Annotated in this window: 16 protein-coding genes; 15 read left to right on the plus strand and 1 reads right to left on the minus strand. The window is 37.0% G+C overall.

Annotation, left to right across the window (positions count from 1 at the left end; genetic code table 11):
- The first annotated feature begins 62 nt into the window (after nucleotides 1-62).
- The 12 genes from ACNQGX_RS07255 (at nucleotide 63) to ACNQGX_RS07310 (ending at nucleotide 13,361) form a co-directional block, all read left to right on the plus strand.
- A complete protein-coding gene (locus ACNQGX_RS07255) occupies nucleotides 63-1,235 on the plus strand; it encodes a glycoside hydrolase family 88 protein (RefSeq protein ID WP_417975280.1) in 1,173 nt (390 codons plus the stop codon).
- A 95-nt stretch (nucleotides 1,236-1,330) separates the two neighbouring features.
- Nucleotides 1,331-2,599 (plus strand): DUF2264 domain-containing protein, encoded by a 1,269-nt coding sequence (locus ACNQGX_RS07260; protein WP_417975254.1) that lies wholly within the window; start codon nucleotides 1,331-1,333, stop codon nucleotides 2,597-2,599.
- A gap of 67 nt (nucleotides 2,600-2,666) precedes the next feature.
- The gene (locus tag ACNQGX_RS07265; RefSeq protein WP_417975255.1) at nucleotides 2,667-3,953 is read left to right on the plus strand and encodes a DUF2264 domain-containing protein; all 1,287 of its coding nucleotides are present in this window, start codon (nucleotides 2,667-2,669) and stop codon (nucleotides 3,951-3,953) included.
- A 60-nt stretch (nucleotides 3,954-4,013) separates the two neighbouring features.
- Nucleotides 4,014-5,525, plus strand: coding sequence for an alpha-L-fucosidase (locus tag ACNQGX_RS07270; protein ID WP_417975256.1), 1,512 nt, complete (start codon nucleotides 4,014-4,016; stop codon nucleotides 5,523-5,525).
- A 206-nt stretch (nucleotides 5,526-5,731) separates the two neighbouring features.
- Entirely contained in the window at nucleotides 5,732-6,772 is a 1,041-nt protein-coding gene (locus tag ACNQGX_RS07275; protein WP_131915998.1) for a LacI family DNA-binding transcriptional regulator, read from the plus strand.
- A gap of 124 nt (nucleotides 6,773-6,896) precedes the next feature.
- The gene (gene kduI, locus ACNQGX_RS07280) at nucleotides 6,897-7,739 is read left to right on the plus strand and encodes a 5-dehydro-4-deoxy-D-glucuronate isomerase (protein ID WP_417975257.1); all 843 of its coding nucleotides are present in this window, start codon (nucleotides 6,897-6,899) and stop codon (nucleotides 7,737-7,739) included.
- Between the two features lie 6 nt (nucleotides 7,740-7,745).
- Nucleotides 7,746-8,876 carry a DUF4861 family protein gene (locus ACNQGX_RS07285; RefSeq protein ID WP_417975258.1) on the plus strand — a complete coding sequence of 377 codons (1,131 nt, stop codon included), beginning with the start codon at nucleotides 7,746-7,748 and terminating at the stop codon, nucleotides 8,874-8,876.
- A gap of 21 nt (nucleotides 8,877-8,897) precedes the next feature.
- Entirely contained in the window at nucleotides 8,898-9,668 is a 771-nt protein-coding gene (locus ACNQGX_RS07290; protein ID WP_417975259.1) for an SDR family NAD(P)-dependent oxidoreductase, read from the plus strand.
- Between the two features lie 66 nt (nucleotides 9,669-9,734).
- Nucleotides 9,735-10,745, plus strand: a complete 1,011-nt coding sequence (locus ACNQGX_RS07295) for a PfkB family carbohydrate kinase (RefSeq protein WP_417975260.1) — start codon at nucleotides 9,735-9,737, stop codon at nucleotides 10,743-10,745.
- Nucleotides 10,738-11,403 (plus strand): beta/alpha barrel domain-containing protein, encoded by a 666-nt coding sequence (locus ACNQGX_RS07300; protein WP_417975261.1) that lies wholly within the window; start codon nucleotides 10,738-10,740, stop codon nucleotides 11,401-11,403. Before ACNQGX_RS07295 ends, ACNQGX_RS07300 begins: the two co-directional genes overlap by 8 nt.
- Before the next feature lies 1 nt (nucleotide 11,404).
- On the plus strand, nucleotides 11,405-12,676 hold the full coding sequence (locus ACNQGX_RS07305) for an MFS transporter (RefSeq protein ID WP_417975262.1): 1,272 nt from the start codon (nucleotides 11,405-11,407) through the stop codon (nucleotides 12,674-12,676).
- 217 nt (nucleotides 12,677-12,893) lie between these two features.
- Nucleotides 12,894-13,361 (plus strand): hypothetical protein, encoded by a 468-nt coding sequence (locus ACNQGX_RS07310; RefSeq protein ID WP_417975263.1) that lies wholly within the window; start codon nucleotides 12,894-12,896, stop codon nucleotides 13,359-13,361.
- A 71-nt stretch (nucleotides 13,362-13,432) separates the two neighbouring features.
- On the opposite strand, the gene mnmE is transcribed toward ACNQGX_RS07310, so the two are convergent.
- On the minus strand, nucleotides 13,433-14,821 hold the full coding sequence (gene mnmE, locus ACNQGX_RS07315) for a tRNA uridine-5-carboxymethylaminomethyl(34) synthesis GTPase MnmE (RefSeq protein WP_417975264.1): 1,389 nt from the start codon (nucleotides 14,819-14,821) through the stop codon (nucleotides 13,433-13,435).
- Nucleotides 14,822-14,999: 178 nt separating this feature from the next.
- Here mnmE and ACNQGX_RS07320 point away from each other — a divergent pair, with 178 nt between their 5' ends.
- The 3 genes from ACNQGX_RS07320 to ACNQGX_RS07330 all read left to right on the plus strand — a co-directional run bounded on the left by ACNQGX_RS07320 (nucleotide 15,000) and on the right by ACNQGX_RS07330 (nucleotide 18,653).
- Nucleotides 15,000-15,830 carry a universal stress protein gene (locus ACNQGX_RS07320; protein ID WP_417975265.1) on the plus strand — a complete coding sequence of 277 codons (831 nt, stop codon included), beginning with the start codon at nucleotides 15,000-15,002 and terminating at the stop codon, nucleotides 15,828-15,830.
- Between the two features lie 152 nt (nucleotides 15,831-15,982).
- Complete coding sequence (locus ACNQGX_RS07325) at nucleotides 15,983-16,816, plus strand: universal stress protein (protein WP_417975266.1); 834 nt, start codon at nucleotides 15,983-15,985, stop codon at nucleotides 16,814-16,816.
- A 64-nt stretch (nucleotides 16,817-16,880) separates the two neighbouring features.
- Nucleotides 16,881-18,653: a MutS-related protein gene (locus tag ACNQGX_RS07330; protein WP_417975267.1), complete on the plus strand. Its 1,773-nt coding sequence runs from the start codon at nucleotides 16,881-16,883 to the stop codon at nucleotides 18,651-18,653.
- Nucleotides 18,654-18,811 lie beyond the last annotated feature (158 nt).

Here is an 18,811-nt window from a genome sequence, read left to right on the forward strand (position 1 = left end):
AAAATAACATGAAACAATCATCAAAAAGAGAGTCCATTTTTATACTACTCTTATGCCTATGGATGTCCAACACCATTATTGCACAAGATAAATCAAACAAAAACACCTCAACTAAAAACAAAATGACGCAGCTCATCGATGAGCAGTTCAGTTTTGCCGCCCAGCAATACAAGGTTTTAAGTAAAAATGTGGCTGGGGATGTTATGCCTAAAACATTTAATACCAAAACTAACAAGGTGGAAACGAGCGATACTAAATGGTGGTGCAGCGGTTTTTACCCTGGAACTCTTTTGTATATTTATGAATACACAAAAGATTCAGAAATAAGAATAGAAGCGGAAAAACGCTTGGCGATCCTGGAAAAAGAAAAACATTTCACAGGCAACCACGATCTCGGTTTTATGATGTATTGCAGTTTTGGCAATGCTTACAGATTATTTGGAAAACCTGAAGATAAGGCTACCATCGATACTGCCGCAGCCTCATTAGCAACCCGATACCGTCCTTCTATAAAAGCAATCCAGAGTTGGGACAGCAGTAAAAGATTTAAATGTCCGGTAATTATTGACAATATGATGAATCTGGAATTGTTAAGCTGGGTCAGCGATAACGGAGGAGATCCTAAATATAAAGAGATTGCTATTACACACGCGAATACTACCATCCAGAATCATTTCAGACCGGATTACAGCTCTTATCATGTTTTAGATTATGATTTGGCTACGGGCAAGGTTATTCAAAAAATAACTTGGCAGGGAACAGCAGATTCATCTGCTTGGGCCCGCGGTCAGGGATGGGGATTATACGGTTATACGATGATGTATCGCTTTACGAAAGACAAAAACTATTTACAACAAGCAAAAAATATCGCCAAGTTTATACTCAGTCATCCCAATTTGCCTGAAGATAAAATTCCGTACTGGGATTTTAACGCACCAAACATGCCAAATGCTTTACGAGATGCTTCTGCAGGCGCATTAGTGGCTTCTGCATTATTAGAACTGGGACAGTACGCCACTAAAAAAGAGAAAAAACAATATGTGGCGGCGGCTGAGAAGATGATCCAATCTCTTGCTTCAGACAAATACCGCGCTAAGTTGGGAGAAAACGGAGGATTTCTTTTGATGCACAGCGTAGGGGCTTTACCGTTTAATTCGGAAGTTGATGTACCGCTTACTTATGCCGATTATTATTTTTTGGAGGCATTACAGAGATATAAGAAATGGTATTTGTAAACCTGGTTAAGATTTATTCATTGGTCAAGCCAAATGCAACCATCGATTATCGAAAAAATAAAAAGCAATTTGAAACAGTATAAAAATAGTAACTAATGCAAAGAAGAAATTTTCTCAAATGGTCATCCTTACTTGCTTTTACAGGTTTTGTTCCCGGACAAAATATAGTGGCAGGCACAAATTCTATTTTCGATGATACTGTAGCAACCAAACCAAATGACCGTGCTTACTGGATAGACTTACTGGATAAAATTGCTACTCCCGTATTAAGTAATATGAGTAAGGGAGAATTGCGAAAAAACATGCCTATGGAATACAGCCCGACCTGGGACGGACGAAATGAACAAGTGGCTTACATGGAAGCCTTTGGCCGATTGATTCCAGGGCTTGCTCCTTTTCTTGCCTTACCCGAAGACACTACTGCTGAAGGCATAATTAGAAAGCGGCTCCTTTTGCAAGCACAACAAAGCCTTGCTCATGCCGTAGATCCAAACAGCCCCGACTATTTGTATTGGGGTTCCTCAAAAACACAACAGCCTCTAGTAGATGCGGCTTATATAGCACAAGCATTATTAGCAGCTCCCGATACATTATGGAAACCCTTGGATGCGGTAACCAAAGAACGCTTCATCCATGAATTCAAGACCATTCGTCAAATAAAACCCTGGAACAATAACTGGATTTTATTTGCCGCCATGATTGAGAGTTTTTTATTAAACATTGGTGAAGACATTGATGCGGCAAGAATTGATACTGCCATTGACAAAATAAACAAATGGTATATAGGCGATGGTTGGTATAGTGATGGGGATAAATTTCATTTTGATCACTATAATGGTTTTGTCATTCATACTATGTTAGTTGAAGTACTGAGAGTAAATGTTGCAAAAGGAAGAAGAGACAAAAAGGAATATGACATTGCTTATAAAAGGATGCAGCGTTATGCTTCTTTCCAAGAGCGGTATATTTCACCCGAAGGAACATATCTGGTTGTTGGTCGTTCATCCACCTATCGTGTTGGTACATTTTGGCCATTGGTAAAACTGGCTTTGGATAATGCTTTGCCTAAAGAGATAAAACCTGCCCAAGTACGATCTGCATTAACATCGGTGATGAAGAAAATGTTCATCCCATCCACATTTACAAAAGGAGATTGGCTTACACTGGGATTGATCGGCGATAAACAAAAAAATCTGGCTGATTATTATTCCAACACGGGTAGTATGTACATTACGTCATTGGTATTTTTACCATTGGGTTTACCTGCCACTCATGAATTTTGGTCAGAACCTTTTACAGATTGGACACAACGCAAAGCTTGGAGCGGCCAACCTTTTGAGAAAGATTATGCGGTCGATTATTAATTTAGAAGCTAAAAAAGGACAGCATGTTAAGGAATAGAACTAATCAAATTTAATCAAGAATAGTTAAATGAAAAATTGCATAAAAAAAAGATCCATTCCTGCTATTGCTGCAATAGTATTACTGGCGGTATGTGTGCCAATAACAAATGTTATGGCACAAAAAAGCAAAAATAAATCTAAAAAACAGGTAGTTGCAATGGTAACCGGTGCACAGGATCGGGAATACTGGAGCAACCTGTTATATAAAATAGCCTCGCCTGTTATTTTAAACTTGGCACAGGGCACCTTGAAAAAAAACATGCCTTTAGAAAAGGGTCCGGGTTACGGCTTGCAGGTGGAAAAAGTAACTTACTTAGAAGCCGTTGGCCGTACCATGGCTGGCGTAGCTCCCTGGCTGGCACTGCCCGATGATGATACGAAAGAAGGAAAACAGCGGAAAGAATTACGGGAGGCCTTGCTGAAAGGAATTGCCAATGCAGTTGATCCTAACAATCCGGATTATCTCAACTTCAGAACCGAAAGCCAACCGATAGTTGATGCTGCCTATATGGCCCAGGCTTTTTTAAGGGCTCCAAAAGCATTGTGGGAACCATTGGATTCCGTAACAAAAAAAAGAGTAATAGAAGAATTTAAAGCATTGCGTACCAGAACAGGTGCCTATAACAATTGGCTTTTGTTTGCCGGTATTAATGAGGCTTTCCTGCTGAGCATTGGTGAACAACCGGATCCTGTCCGTATTGATTTTGCCAAAAGAAAAATGATTGAGTGGTACCAGGGTGATGGCTGGTATAGCGATGGTCCCAGTTTCAGCATGGATTATTACAATAGTTATGTAATACATCCAATGCTGGTGGACTTTTTTAAAGTGCTGTTGGATAAGAAAAAAATTAAGATCGAGGAGTATGAAACCGCCGTAAAAAGAATGGTGCGTTATTCAGAGTTTTCAGAACGTTTTATTGCACCTGATGGAACTTACCCCGCCTTTGGACGTTCCATTACCTATCGTACCGCAGCCTTCCAAGCTTTGGCACAAACAGCATTAATGGAAAAATTACCGGAATATGTCGCACAGGCACAGGTCCGTTGTGCATTAAGTGCAGTAATGCACCGCATGTATGACGACTGCAATAATTTTGACAACAACGGATGGCTGGTACTTGGTTTTTGTGGCCATCAGCCCATGATAGCAGATTACTATACCTCTACCGGAAGTTTGTATATGGCTACATTGGGTTTTTTAACATTGGGTTTACCGGCAGACAATAAATTCTGGACCGACCCCGCGACTGACTGGACTTCAAAAAAAGCATGGAGTAGCCAGCCTTTTAAAAAGGATTATCATGTGGAATATTAACTACCTAGAATAATTGCCATTTAATAATAGTGCACACTTGTTTGTGAAATTGAAATAACAATGAATAAAAAAGTAAAAATCATAGCAGCAAAACAGTTACTCTTTATCTTTTTTATTGCAACAGTCTGCTTGCCTGCAAAATCATTTAGCCAGGAAAAAACAAAAATTCCATTGCAGTACGGTTCACACCGAGAAGGTAAAAGAATGGATGCTGATATGGCTCGTTGGAGAGGATATGGACTGGGACAGTTTATCCACTGGGGAGTATATGCCATTCCGGGAGGGCATTGGGATGGAAAATATTATGGAGGAGCAGCAGAATGGATTCGTTCCTGGGAAGGTATGCCGAATGCCGAATATGACAAGCTGTACAAACAATTTAACCCTGTCAATTTTAGCGCTGCAGCATGGGCAAAACAAGCTAAAAACATGGGCGCTAAGTATGTAATTATAACCACGAAGCATCATGATGGATTTTGTATTTGGCCAAGTAAATACACGGATTACAACATTAAAAACACCCCTTATAAGAAAGACATACTTAAAGAAATAGTGACTGCTTATGATAAAGAAGGGATTGATGTTTACCTATATTTCTCTATTATTGATTGGAATCATCCGGGTTATCAGGCAGGTACTGGGATAACTACAGAAGACAGACTGAATTGGTCTAATTACAAACCTTTTAAAACGGATGAAGAAAAGACTAGGTATGCGACATTCAAAGAATTTACCCGCAATCAGTTGATCGAGCTATTGACGGATTACCCAACAGCAAAAGGACTTTGGTTCGATGGCACTTGGGATGGCGCATGGATGAAAGAATTTGCTTGGGTGGACCAATTGGAAAAAGAATTAAGAGCAATGCGTCCTGGACTAATAATAGGAAGTCGATTTAGAGCTGATGAAAACGGAAAACGTGGTTTTGATTCTAATGGTGTTTTGATGGGCGATTATGAACAAGGATGGGAACGTGATTTACCAAATTCAATTGAGGATGTACACGGAAATGATTGGGATTGTGTGATGACAGTCCCCGAAAATCAATGGGGCTATCATTCAGATTGGAGAGGGTATGTAAAAACATCTCATGATTTAATAGAAATGCTCGTAAAATCGGTCTCCTTAAATGGCAATTTCGTTCTCAATTTTGGTCCTGATGGGAAAGGAGCTATCAGACCCGAAGAAACCAAATTGGCAAAGGAAATAGGGGATTGGATGAAGATAAACAATGAAGCTATATATGGTTGCACCTACGTTAATTTAAAGAAACAAGGATGGGGTTATTATACCAAGAAAGACAACAAAATTTATCTCACTGTCATAAACAGACCAATTAATGAAAGAGTAAACATCGAAATCCCAAAAGGAGGATTAAAACCTGTTAAAGCCTATTTATTAGAAAATAAAAAAACAGCAGACATTATTAACAGAGGAAGAAACAAACAGAATTCCAGCCTTTATAGCATTGCAATTCCTACGGAATATAAATCAAATAAACCTTTTGTTATCGTACTCGAAGTAGGAGGAACAGAAGAAATAAAAGAAGCCTATCAACAAGCCAAAACGTAAATAGAACTATGAAAAAAGTATTTTTTTGCTCATTTATTTTCCAAAATTTAGTAATAAAAAGCGTTTAACATAAAATAAAAACTCTTATTTTGAAAATAAAATTTATTTTAGTAGCATTTGAAAATGAATATAAAGCAGAAAAAAATAAATAACATTAAAAAACACATCAATACCTTTAAAATTAATTAGTTATCATACTATAGATTATGCCAAAAGAAAAAAAACATCAAGATAATACCATACTCGATATTGCAGAGGCTTTAAAACTCTCTCCTGCAACAATCTCTAGAGCATTAAATAATGGGACCTATGTAAAAGCGGAGACCAAAAAACGAGTGTTGGATATGGCTGAAAAATTGGGGTATCGTCGCAATTTAATGGCTTCAAGTCTACGCAGTAACAAAACCCATACTATAGGCCTAATGGTTCCTCGCATATCGATGTTTTTTCATGCTGAAGTAATTACGACTATACAAAATCAATTGCATAAACTGGGTTATAATTTGATCATTTGCCAGTCAAACGATTCTTTACAGTTAGAGAAAGAACTGGCCAACATTATGTTTTCCTCTCGGGTTGATGCTTTGATTGTTGCCTGCACGCTCCAAACCGAAGATTTCAGCCATTTTGATGTGTTTGTCAACAACAATATTCCTTTGGTTTTTTACGATAGGGTACCTACCAAACCTTATAAAGCAACGATTGTTAAAGGCGATGATTTCAGAGGAGGATATTTGGCTACCCAACATTTATTGGAATTGGGCTGCAAAAAAATAGTCCATATTTCAGGACCGCTGACTTCCAATCTTTATATCGACCGCTCTACAGGTTATAAAAAAGCACTGGCACAATACAACATTCCGATTAATGAAGACCTAATTTTCTATCAAGAACTAACACACGAAAATGCCCGCAAGGCGATGGAAAAAATATTTGAAGACGAAATAAAACCTGATGCCGTTTTCACATCCAATGACACTAGCGCCATTGCGGTATTGGAGTTTGCCCGCGAACACAATATCGCCGTGCCCGAAAATTTGAAAATTGTTGGTTATTCCAATGATTCCAGAACAGAAATCATCAGGCCATCGATTACTACGGTAGAACAATTTCCAACATTGGTCGGCAATAAAATAGTCGATGAATTGATGAAAAAATTAACCGAGAAAACAAATGAAGTCGAGACTACTGTACAAACTGAAGTTACAACAATACCTGTGCAGTTGATAAGAAGGATGTCAACCTAAAATACTTCATTTTTGAATAATTCAGTAGAAAAATCTCATGCCAAAAAAGCAGTATTGGAGATTTTTCAGCTAAATAATGGGCTAAAATCAAACCCTAAGAATACAAAAAAATAAAAAAACACTTATGAATTCCAATTTTGAAAGCCGTTTTGCGGTAAGTCCAAAAGAAGCAAAACAAATGGATACTGAAGCTTTACGCGAAAATTTTTTAATTAAAACCGTTTTTAGTGGCGATGAGGTTAGACTGACTTTATCTCATTTCGACAGATATATTATAGGAGGTGCCATGCCAATAAACCAAAAATTGACGCTACCCAATCCTAATGATTTAAAAGCTAAATATTTTCTGGAAAGAAGAGAAATCGGTATGATTAACGTAGGCGGAAAAGGGATTGTTACCGCAGATGGCGAGCGATTTGAAATCGACTTTAAAGAAGCTTTGTATCTTGGAAAAGGTACAAAAGAGGTGTTTTTCGAATCGGTTGATGCCAACGACCCTGCAAAATTCTATTTAAATTCGGCTCCGGCTCATCATGTTTATCCATCCAAAAAAATAACAAAATCTGATGCAGAGATTGTAGAATTAGGATCAGCAGAAACGGCTAACCATCGTGTCATCAATAAATTAATCGTGAATAGTGTGGTGCAAACCTGTCAGGTTCAAATGGGAATGACCGAACTAAAAACTGGAAGCGTTTGGAACACCATGCCGGCCCACACCCACGACAGACGCATGGAAGCGTATTTTTATTTCGAAATACCAGAAAATCAGAGTGTTTGCCATTTTATGGGTCAACCACAAGAAACGAGACACATCTGGATGCAGAACGAACAGGCTGTAATCTCACCTAATTGGTCCATCCATTCGGGAGCGGGAACCTCCAACTATACTTTTATTTGGGGCATGGCTGGAGAGAACTTAGACTATGGCGACATGGATCATTGTGCTATTAATGAATTAAAATAACTCATTATGAAATTTATCAAATCCCTTTTATTGCTTGCTCTTATCTTGCCAATGGGTCTTTTGGCACAAACGAAAGCGACCATTCGTATTCAAAACAATTCAGCTTTAGAACGAAAAGAAGCCATCGTAGCAGTGAAATGGGAAACTGTTTTATCCCATTATCCGCAAATAGATACCACTAATTTTGTGGTGATTAATCCCGTTACCAAGAAACAGATCCCTTTCCAATTGGAACATCAGGGACTTCCTGCAATTCAAAATTTGCTAATTCAGGTTAATGTCAAAGCAAAATCGACACTTACTCTTTTAATACAAAAAGGAAAACCGGAAACTTTTGTTGCCAAAACCTATGCTCGTTTTGTGCCGGAACGCAAAGATGATTTTGCTTGGGAAAATGACCAAATAGCCTTTCGTACCTACGGTAAAGCCATAGAGAAAACAAAAGAAGATGCTTACGGCTTAGACGTTTGGGTTAAACGAACTGATAAATTGATAATCAACGAACGTTATAAACGGGGAAATTATCATATAGATAACGGCAATGGGATGGACTATTATCATGTTGGTTTTTCATTGGGCGCAGGCAATATGGCGCCCTATGTGAATGACACTATCCGCTATTCGGCAAATTACCACCAATGGAAAGTATTGGATAATGGCCCTTTACGCTCCTCATTCCAATTGACTTATGACACTTGGGATGCTGGCGGAATAAAAGTTAGAGCCACAAAAACTATTTCTTTAGATGCCGGTTCACAGTTAAATCGCATAGAAAATGTTTATACTTTCGAAGACAGCAAACCACTACCAGTTGTTGTAGGTATAATCAAAAGACCCGAAAATGGTGTTATTTCGTTAAACGAACAACAAGGCATAATGGGTTATTGGGAACCCACTCATGGCGAAGATGGCACAACTGGTGTTGGCACCATATTGACCACTCCGGCAAACAACATGATTGTAGGCAATACACAAATATTAGCCAAAACCGCAGTAAAGAATAATGAACCTATCGTATACTACACCGGAGCCGCCTGGAATAAAGCCGGAAAAATAACCAATGCCAAACAATGGTTCAAGTATTTGGATGATTTTTATCAGCAAATAAATTTGCCGTTGACAGTAAACTTGAAATAACCACAATTAATTAAAGACAAAATGAAAACTCTGGATATGTTTCAATTAGACGGAAAACTTGCCTTGGTAACCGGATGCAAAAGAGGAATTGGCAAAGCAATGGCTGTAGCTCTGGCGGAAGCCGGTGCAGATATTATTGGTGTTTCGGCCAGTTTAGAAGCAGCCGGTAGTGAGGTAGAACAAGAAGTATTGGCTAGCGGAAGAAAATTTTACGCTTATCAATGTGATTTTTCCAATCGAGAAGCATTAAAAATATTCATTAAAAAAGTAAAAGAAGACCATCCTCAAATCGACATATTGGTAAATAATGCCGGCACTATTTTACGCAAACCTATTGCCGAGCATCCCGATGAATATTGGGATGAAGTTATAGCCATAAATCAAACCGCTCCTTTTATTCTAACACGGGAAATTGGCAAGGAAATGCTGAAAAGGGAACAGGGAAAAATTATATTTACCGCTTCATTGCTTTCATTTCAAGGGGGAATTACCGTTCCTGGTTATGCCGCAAGTAAAGGGGCTGTCGCCCAATTGACAAAAGCTTTCGCCAACGAATGGGCCTCCAAAGGCGTAAATGTAAACGCCATTGTCCCTGGTTATATTTCTACCGATAATACCACAGCCTTACGGGCTGATGAAAACCGAAGCCGTTCCATTTTAGAACGTATTCCTGCCAATCGTTGGGGAGAACCGGAAGATTTCAAAGGCCCTGTCGTTTTTTTATCCTCAAAAGCAGCCGACTATGTGCACGGTACTTTATTGACCGTTGATGGCGGATGGATGGGAAGGTAAATAATTGATTCAATTATTAAAAGCAATTTTTAACGTTTCATCACTAAAAAATATTTTGATTCAATTATGGGTAAAGTACTTTGTTTTGGGGAAATTCTTTTGAGGTATAGTATGGGGGAAAACTTTCCGTTCCAGCAAGATATAGCGGCCTATATAGGCGGTGCAGAGAGCAATGTTGCTTTGGCATTAGCCAAATGGAATATCCCTGTAGCTTATTGTACTGCTATGCCCGATCATTTCCTGTCGGATACCATTATTGCTTATTATCAACAAATGGGTGTTGATACCAATCCAATTATTAAGTCGGGCGAACGCATTGGAGCCTATTACCTTAATCAAGGTGCCGATGTTAAAAATGCAGGCGTAATTTATGATCGTAAGTATTCCTCTTTTTCAGAATTAGAACCGTCAAGCATCAACTGGGAAGAAATTTTTGAAGGCATCTCTTGGTTTCATTTTACTGCCATATCGCCTGCGCTAAATGCAAATATCGCAGCTCTTTGCGAGGAAGCGCTGATTGTAGCCACAAAAAAAGGAATCACCATTTCCTTGGATTTGAATTACAGGGAAAAACTTTGGAAATATGGCTTTGAGCCCATAGATGTAATGCCTAAACTGGCAAGCTATGCCCATGTGATTATGGGTAATATCTGGGCTGCTAAAAAAATGTTGGGCATCGCAATTAATCCGAAATTAATAGAGTCAGGAAGCGATTCCGATTTAGTGGACCAAGCCAAAAATACCTCTGAAGAAATTTTGGCAAAATATACCAATTGCAACACTGTTGCTAATACCTTCCGGTTTAATGAACAAGAAAGTGTAAAATATTTTGCGGTTTTATACCAACAAGGGAACATTTATAAAAGCAAAACTTTGTTTGCAACAAAACCCATAGACAAGGTGGGAACTGGAGATTGTTTTATGGCCGGGCTCATTTATGGCATTCTACATAAAAAAGAACCGCAACAAATAGTTGAATTTGCGGCAAGAGCAGCTTATCAAAAATTATTTTTAAAAGGAGATGCTACCACATCTGAAGCAGAAGAAATCGAACAGTTAATACAGCAAGATGAATAGAAAAGAACGTGTTATTCAACAAATCATACAGTCGGGCTTGTTGCCTTTGTACTACCATGAAAAGAAAGACGTAAGCATTAACATATTACGGGCTTTGTATCAATCAGGAGTCCGCGTACTCGAATATACCAATCGCGGAGAAAATGCTGCGACTAATTTCGAAGCACTTAAAGCAGTCGCTCAACAGGAAATGCCCGATTTATTATTAGGTATTGGCACGATAAAAACCGCCGAAGCCGCTAAAGAATTCTTGGATTTAGGAGCCGACTTTATCGTGAGTCCCATTGTTTCTCTAGAAGTGGCCAAAATTGTTCTGGAACAAAACTTGGCTTGGATCCCAGGTTGTTTAACCCCAACCGAGATTCACCAAGCTCAAACTTTGGGAGCCACATTGGTAAAAATATTTCCAGGCAATTTAGTGGGTCCTTCTTATATTCAATCTATAAAAGATATTTTTCCCGAACTCCTATTTATGCCTACCGGTGGGGTAGAGCCTGAAGAACAAAACCTGAAGGCTTGGTTTGGAGCCGGAGTGTCAGCCGTAGGCATGGGTAGCAAACTACTGCAAACCAGCTTAATTGAAGAAGGTAATTTTGAAGCCCTTTCCGATTATATAACAAAGGCTACTATTCTAATTCAATCTTGTAAAAAATCCTAAAATGAATATATCTTCAGAAAAAAGAGTTCGATATGGTATACTGGCCTTGTTGTTTTTCGGAACCACTATTAATTATATCGACAGGCAAGTGATTGGTTTATTAAAACCTACATTGGAAAAAGAATTCAACTGGACAGAAACGGATTATAGCAATATTGTGATGGCTTTTTCTGCAGCCTATGCCATTGGTCTTTTGGGTTTCGGACGATGGATTGATAAAATTGGAACTAAGCTGGGTTATTCAGTATCCGTATTCTTTTGGAGTATAGCCGCCGTTGCACACGCATTTGCCAAAAGCACCTTTGGTTTTGGATTGGCCAGAGTAGGTTTAGGTTTGGCGGAAGCCGGTAACTTTCCAGCCGCCATAAAATCGGTAGCGGAATGGTTTCCTAAAAAAGAACGCGCGCTGGCTACCGGAATTTTCAACTCGGGTGCCAATGTGGGTGCCGTTGTTGCTCCCATCATGGTTCCCGCAATTTTAGGTGCTTACGGCTGGCAAGAAGCCTTTGTCATCACTGGTGCCATTGGCTTTATTTGGTTAATTTTTTGGTGGAAGTATTATGAAACTCCTGCGAGACATAAAAAAATATCCAAAGAGGAATTCGATTATATTCACAGCGATAATGAAGTAGTCTTGGAAACGGAAGTTCCGGTTAAATGGATTACATTATTTAAAATAAAACAAACCTGGGCATTCATTTTTGGAAAGCTTTTAACCGATCCTGTTTGGTGGTTTTTCCTGTTTTGGCTGCCTTCTTATTTTGCCGAAACTTTTAATCTCGATTTAAAAAAACCAAGTTTACCTTTAGTTATAGTTTATACTGCCACAACTATTGGCAGTATAGGAGGTGGTTTTTTATCTTCCTATTTAATTAAAAAAGGATGGAATGTGCAAAGAGCCCGTAAAACGACCATGTTTATCATTGCCATTTGCGTATTGCCTATCATGCTGGCACAGTTTACTCAAAATATCTGGGTTGCAGTGGGATTAATCAGCTTGGCAGCGGCAGCCCATCAAGCTTGGAGTGCCAATATTTTCACGACAGTGTCTGATTATTTTCCAAAAAAGGATATCAGCTCAGTAGTAGGTATCGGCGGCATGGCAGGCTCCGTGGGAGGCATCCTTTTTCCTTTAGCCATCGGTATGATTTTAGATCATTTTAAGCTTTTGGGCAATATAACAGCTGGGTATAATATTATATTTATTATGTGTGGTTCCGCATATTTACTGGCCTGGCTAATCATGCATTTTTTAACCAATAAAAAAAAATAGCTAAACTCTTAGGGAATAGCAAAATATAAGAGATAAACGTTCTATCTTGGTACAGTTTTTATAAAATAAACTGGGAATTTGAATTAGTACGCTGGAGTCGAAATTTGTTTAAAGGAAAAAGACTAAAAAAGTGAACAGAACTATTTAAAGTGTAGATTTAAAAAAATCAGAAATATAGAATATGTCCAGATTAGATGAAACACGAAAAATGCCTCTTATGCAAAAGGCAGAACAAATTATAAAACTCACTCAAGGATTAGTACAAATTGTTCCTGCTGATAATGAATTTTTGCAAGAAACTACAGTTCGTTTTATGCTTGAAAATGCAATGATAATTCCAGCAAAAATTGCAGGAGCAGAAGCGGGTGATTTATACGATTTACGAATGGAAAATGCTGCAATAATTAGAAAAGCTGCTCGGGAATTATATGTTCAGGCCGGAAGTTTGCGTTTTGAGGAAGATATCACAGACAAAGACTACATCATATTATTGCGCAAAGAAATTGATGAATTCCGTTTGCTATTCATTGAGTGGGTGACGGGTTTTGACATGTGGAATTATATCAAAGATGAATGGGGATTATTCAATCCACCGGGAGTTTCTGCCCATGACAAAGACCCAGATGATGATATTCCTTTTAATCCGAAAGATTTTTTTGATTTTGACGATGATGAAGAAAATTAAACTTTAAGGATTGTTTGCTATTGTCTAAAATTATTCTTTCTTGTTAGTTCAAATTGAAATCGCCATTGAACTTACTTTCCGATGCAAAAATTCGCAAATATATTCCCCAACAATTCATCGTTAGTAACCTGTCCCGTGATCATCCCAAAATGATACAGCGCTTCCTTAATATCAAGAGCCATCAAGTCACTTGACAAGTTAGTTTCAAGTCCGTATTTTACTTTTTGAATTTCATCTAAAGCTTTCAGTAAAGAATCGTAATGCCTTGTATTGGTTATGATTGTTTCATTATTTCGTAATGCTCCAGTATTCACAAACGAGAGCAATTGATTTTTAAGATCATCGACGTTTGTTTTTTCTTTAGCAGATAAAAGCAAAACTTCCGGAATCTCTTTTTTCAGATTTTGAATTTCATTTTCTTCTAATTTATCGGCTTTGTTACCAATGATAACTAAAGGTTTTAACGGAAATTGATTCTTGATTTTCTCTAGTTCCACTTTCAACTTTAAACCGGATACTTTAAATTCGGAACTATCAAAAAGAAAAACGACAACCTGCGCTTGTTCAATTTTCTCGAAAGTCTTACGAATTCCGATGCTTTCCACAACATCTTCGGTTTCGCGAATTCCTGCGGTATCTATGAATCGAAATCCGATTCCTCCAATCACTAATTCGTCTTCAATCGTATCACGTGTAGTTCCCGCAATTTCGGAAACGATGGCGCGTTCTTCGTTTAATAAAGCGTTCAAAAGTGTTGATTTCCCTACATTGGGTTCGCCCACAATAGCTACAGGAATCCCATTTTTTATGACATTACCCACCGCAAACGAATCGATTAATCGTTTTAGGACAAATTCAATTCTGTTTAATAATTCATGGAACTGGGTTCTGTCTGCAAATTCCACATCTTCTTCGGCAAAGTCTAATTCCAGTTCGATTAGCGAAGCAAAATTTAATAATTCTTCCCGTAATTTGGCTATTTCGTTAGAGAAACCACCACGCATTTGTTGCATCGCAATTTGATGTGAGGCTTCATTATCGGAGGAAATTAAATCGGCAACGGCTTCGGCTTGTGACAAATCAAGTTTTCCGTTTAAGAAAGCTCGTAACGTAAATTCGCCTGGATCTGCCATACGGCAGCCTTTTCGAAGCAATAACTGAATGATTTGTTGTTGGATATAAGTGGAGCCGTGACAGGAAATCTCAATCGTATTTTCGCCAGTATAGGAATTTGGTCCTTTAAAAATAGACACCAAGACTTCATCCAAAGTTTTGGTATTATCCATAATATGGCCCAAGTGTAACGTATGTGTTTTTTGCGTTGTTAAATCTTTGTTTTTGATAGATCGAAAAACAGAATTACCAATAGTAATGGCATCTTCGCCGGAAATCCGAATTACGGCTATTGCTCCGGCTCCCGAAGGAGTTGCCAGTGCCACTATGGAATCTTGAGGTATCATATTTGTATTCAATTTTATGCAAAAGTAAGTAAAACTTGTAAAGCAACAAGATTCCCTTATAAAACCATTAACTTTATTTTCAGTTAAAAATAAGACTATGAGCTATTTATCCTAATTAATTTATTTTTTTGTTGTAATTTTATGTAAATAATTGACTAACAATTAATTAATAGGTGTCATGAAGAAAATTCTATTTCCAACCGATTTTTCGGATGCATCCAAAAATGCATTTATTTACGCATTAAAACTGGCAGATTCGATAGATGCTGAAATTATTACAATGCACGTGTATCAATTTCCAAAGGTCAATTATGTTAATGTTTCGGAATACTTACATGAAATTTATGATGTTACCGAGTTAAGTAATTTCGAAAACTACAAAGATGAAGTTCCAATTTTAAGAAATATTGCCGAAGAAAATAATTTGGATAAAGTAAAAACAAGTCATGTTTTGATTTTAGGGAATTTGATTGATGAAATACAAAAAATAATAAAGCACGAAAATATTGATTTTATAGTAATGGGAACTAAAGGCGCGACCAGTTTAAAAGAGACTTTTTTGGGTACGGTAGCGACAAAAGTAATGAATGATGTCAAAGCAATTGTTTTGGCCATTCCTGAACACTGTAAATACCAACCTATAAAAAATTTACTTTTTATTACAGAATATAAACCCGAAGATATTGAATCCTTTATTCGAGTGAAGGCTTTGGCTAAAGTATTTCAAGCACATATTGATTGTTTGCGCGTACAATCGCCACATCATGTAAATAAGAATGACTATATGGAAGATTGGAATGAATTAATTAAAGGCCATAACATAGCTTTGCATTCCATTTCAGGCGATGATGTAGAAGGTATAATATTAAATTTCGTTGATTTATATAAAATCAATATGATTGCAATGCATGTGTACCATAAAAATTTCTTTGAAAAATTATTTCAAATTAGTCTTTCAAAAAAATTAGCCTTTCATGTGAATGTACCTATTCTTGCTATTCATGAATAAAGCATTTAAGATTTGGATAATTTGATTTTATAAAGATTTAGGATAATGACTGAATTAACCGATAATTTTAATACATTGTCTGATATTAATCATATTTAACTTAAGTTTTTATAATTATCTTTGGTAGACGTACCATTTTAATACTTAATAAAATGAAAAAGATTCTATTCCCGACAGATTTTTCTGAGGTGGCCACAAATGCTTTTGTCCATGCTTTAGAATTTGCAAAAATAGTTCAGGGTGAACTCGTTTTATTGCACACCTTTGAACTGCCAATATATGATAATCAGTTTTTCCCTGAAAATTACGCTGTCATTTATGATTCTTTACAGTTGGCAAAATTTAATATGTTCAAGGAGGAAATCCCAAAACTCCGCGCAATAGCGGAAGAACGTAATCTTGACAAGATTAAGATTTCTCACAGGCTTATGGATGGAGATTTGCTTTTTAATATCAAAAGATCGATTAAAGAAGATAAAATAGATTTTGTAATTATGGGAACTTCAGGCGCCACTGGTTGGGAAGCATTTTTTATAGGAACTAATGCAGGAGCTATAATCTCTGGAATTGAAGTCCCGATGTTATGTGTTCCTGCTGAAGCAAAATTTAAAAAAATTGAGACCATTGGTTTTACAACCCGTTTTAGACCTAAAGATAAAAAAGCTTTGAAAATGGTTTTGGAGATTGCTAAAAAAACAAAAGCCAAAGTGAAATGTCTTTATGTCAAAACCAATGAATCTGATGTTTCCAAAGATACAATAACTAGTTGGGAAGAGGAATTCATGCAGGAGCCCATTGAGTTTTTTGTTATTAGCTGTAATGAAGTGAAAGAAACCATTTTAGACTTTATTATGTATAAAGACATTGATATTTTGACAATGCTTACGTATAAAAGAGGTTTTTTTGAAGGGATTTTTAATCCTAGTTTAACCAAAAAAATAGCGGTTAACTTTGATATTCCAATTTTAGCGATTCATATTGATTAACGTGTTAAATTTGGCTTTCCCCCGAAATCTAATTTGCTATATTTGTCTTTCATTCAAATGAATTATGGAAATATACAAAGCAAAAAAAGAAGGGTTTTCAGCAGTATTAAATGGAATTAATAAAAAGTACAATAGTATAAGCATCTTAAGATTGCTGGCTATTGTATTTTTTTTGGTATCCCTGTATTATTACATCAAAAACAGCGGAATTGTTTTCATTGTTTTGTCAGTGCTTCTTTTTGGATTCTTTGTGTTCTTGATGCGTATTCACAGTAAATTACTTTTCCAGAAGCAAGTCAATAAAGCATTATTGGATATTAATGAAAATGAAATTTCCTATCTCGAAAGAAACAAAATCCCTTTCGAAAACGGACAGGAATTCAATGATTTTCACCATCCGTATGCGTATGATTTAGATATTTTCGGCGCACATTCTTTGTTTCAAAACTTGAATAGAACAGCTACTTTTATTGGTAAAAAAACATTCGCAAACCAACTTTTATCCATTTTGCCAAATGAAGAGATTCTTAGAAATCATCAAGCGGTAAAAGAATTATCCGAAAAATTAGATTGGCGTCAGGATTTCGCGGCTTTAGCCAAAATAAGTAATGACAATCAATCCAGTTATGAAACTTTATTACAATGGTGTAAATTCAATAGTTCTCCTTTGTCAAAAGCTAGTATATTGGTTTCCTTTATTACGCCTTTTCTGTTTTTGGGAACTCTTACTGGGTATTTAGTTACATCAAACCCAGTGTTTGCATCCTGTCTATCGTTTTTGTTTGTTTTTAATTTGGCTGTTTTGGGTATTTTCTATAAACGAATTAGCATTGAAATTGCCAATGCTTCAGCTATTGATAAAATCATCAATCAGTACGGTTTACTGCTGCAGAAAATCGAAGTTGAATCCTTTCAATCCGAAAAACTAATCGATTTGCAACAAAAATTAACTTATAAAAAAGAAAATGCCAGCGTTCATTTTAAAAAATTGGCTTCGTTGTTTTCTAATATGGACACGATCGGGAATTTTGTGACAGCACTATTATTTAATGGTACGTTTCTTTTTAATCTGCATGTTTTAAAATCATTAATTCAATGGAAAAAGGATCATGCGGAAGCCTTGGAAGATTGGCTAGAAGTTATTGGGGAATTCGAAATGCTGAACAGCTTGGCTAATTTTTCCTATAATAATCCCGAGTTTGTGTATCCAACATTAAACACCAATTTTGAAATTGATTTCACTGATTTAAGTCATCCATTGCTAAATGAAAAAACCAGAGTAGGGAATGACGTGAGTTTTCAACCGCAATCGTTTATGATTTTAACGGGTTCTAATATGTCCGGAAAAAGTACTTTTTTGAGAAGTTTGGGAATCAATATGGTTTTATCAGGAATGGGTTCGCCGGTTTGTGCCAGCCAGGCAAATGTACATACGTTACCCGTTTTGGTTTCGATGCGATTATCGGATTCGTTGTCAGACAGTGAATCCTATTTCTTCGCCGAAATAAAACGCTTAAAGCAAATTATGAACGAACTGGAAAACAGGCCCGCTTTTGTATTACTAGACGAAATATTACGAGGAACCAATTCAGATGATAAACGCAACGGAACAATCGAAGTGGTCAAAAAAGTGATTGGTAAAAAAGCCATTGGAGCCATAGCAACGCACGACATCGAAGTTTGTTTGACCACAAACGAATATCCAAATATATTGACTAATAAATGCTTTGAAGTGGAGATTGTCAATAATGAACTCCATTTTGACTACAAACTTCGAGACGGAATTTGTAAAAATAGAAGCGCAACATTCCTGATGAAAAAAATGGGAGTGATTTAGTTTGGGATTGTTAGACTCCTTAGATTTTTGGATTAATTAGATTTCAACGTTAAGTTGTCATTCCGACGAAGGAGGAACCTCACACGATGAGATTCCTCCTTCGTCGGAATTGACATAAATAAAAAGGAATAAAAGCAAAAAACCGTCTCGTAATTAAA

The sequence above is a fragment of the Flavobacterium glycogeni genome (assembly GCF_048286775.1).
Lineage (GTDB): Bacteria > Bacteroidota > Bacteroidia > Flavobacteriales > Flavobacteriaceae > Flavobacterium.

Coding starts and splice junctions, on each gene's coding strand:
- ACNQGX_RS07275 (WP_131915998.1), top strand. CDS start 5,732: ATGCCAAAAGAAAAAAAACATCAAGATAATACCATACTCGATATTGCA.
- ACNQGX_RS07255 (WP_417975280.1), top strand. CDS start 63: ATGTCCAACACCATTATTGCACAAGATAAATCAAACAAAAACACCTCA.
- ACNQGX_RS07290 (WP_417975259.1), top strand. CDS start 8,898: ATGAAAACTCTGGATATGTTTCAATTAGACGGAAAACTTGCCTTGGTA.
- ACNQGX_RS07320 (WP_417975265.1), top strand. CDS start 15,000: ATGAAGAAAATTCTATTTCCAACCGATTTTTCGGATGCATCCAAAAAT.
- mnmE (WP_417975264.1), bottom strand. CDS start 14,821: ATGATACCTCAAGATTCCATAGTGGCACTGGCAACTCCTTCGGGAGCC.
- ACNQGX_RS07260 (WP_417975254.1), top strand. CDS start 1,331: ATGCAAAGAAGAAATTTTCTCAAATGGTCATCCTTACTTGCTTTTACA.
- ACNQGX_RS07305 (WP_417975262.1), top strand. CDS start 11,405: ATGAATATATCTTCAGAAAAAAGAGTTCGATATGGTATACTGGCCTTG.
- ACNQGX_RS07300 (WP_417975261.1), top strand. CDS start 10,738: ATGAATAGAAAAGAACGTGTTATTCAACAAATCATACAGTCGGGCTTG.
- ACNQGX_RS07270 (WP_417975256.1), top strand. CDS start 4,014: ATGAATAAAAAAGTAAAAATCATAGCAGCAAAACAGTTACTCTTTATC.
- ACNQGX_RS07295 (WP_417975260.1), top strand. CDS start 9,735: ATGGGTAAAGTACTTTGTTTTGGGGAAATTCTTTTGAGGTATAGTATG.
- ACNQGX_RS07330 (WP_417975267.1), top strand. CDS start 16,881: ATGGAAATATACAAAGCAAAAAAAGAAGGGTTTTCAGCAGTATTAAAT.
- ACNQGX_RS07310 (WP_417975263.1), top strand. CDS start 12,894: ATGCAAAAGGCAGAACAAATTATAAAACTCACTCAAGGATTAGTACAA.
- kduI (WP_417975257.1), top strand. CDS start 6,897: ATGAATTCCAATTTTGAAAGCCGTTTTGCGGTAAGTCCAAAAGAAGCA.
- ACNQGX_RS07285 (WP_417975258.1), top strand. CDS start 7,746: ATGAAATTTATCAAATCCCTTTTATTGCTTGCTCTTATCTTGCCAATG.
- ACNQGX_RS07325 (WP_417975266.1), top strand. CDS start 15,983: ATGAAAAAGATTCTATTCCCGACAGATTTTTCTGAGGTGGCCACAAAT.
- ACNQGX_RS07265 (WP_417975255.1), top strand. CDS start 2,667: ATGAAAAATTGCATAAAAAAAAGATCCATTCCTGCTATTGCTGCAATA.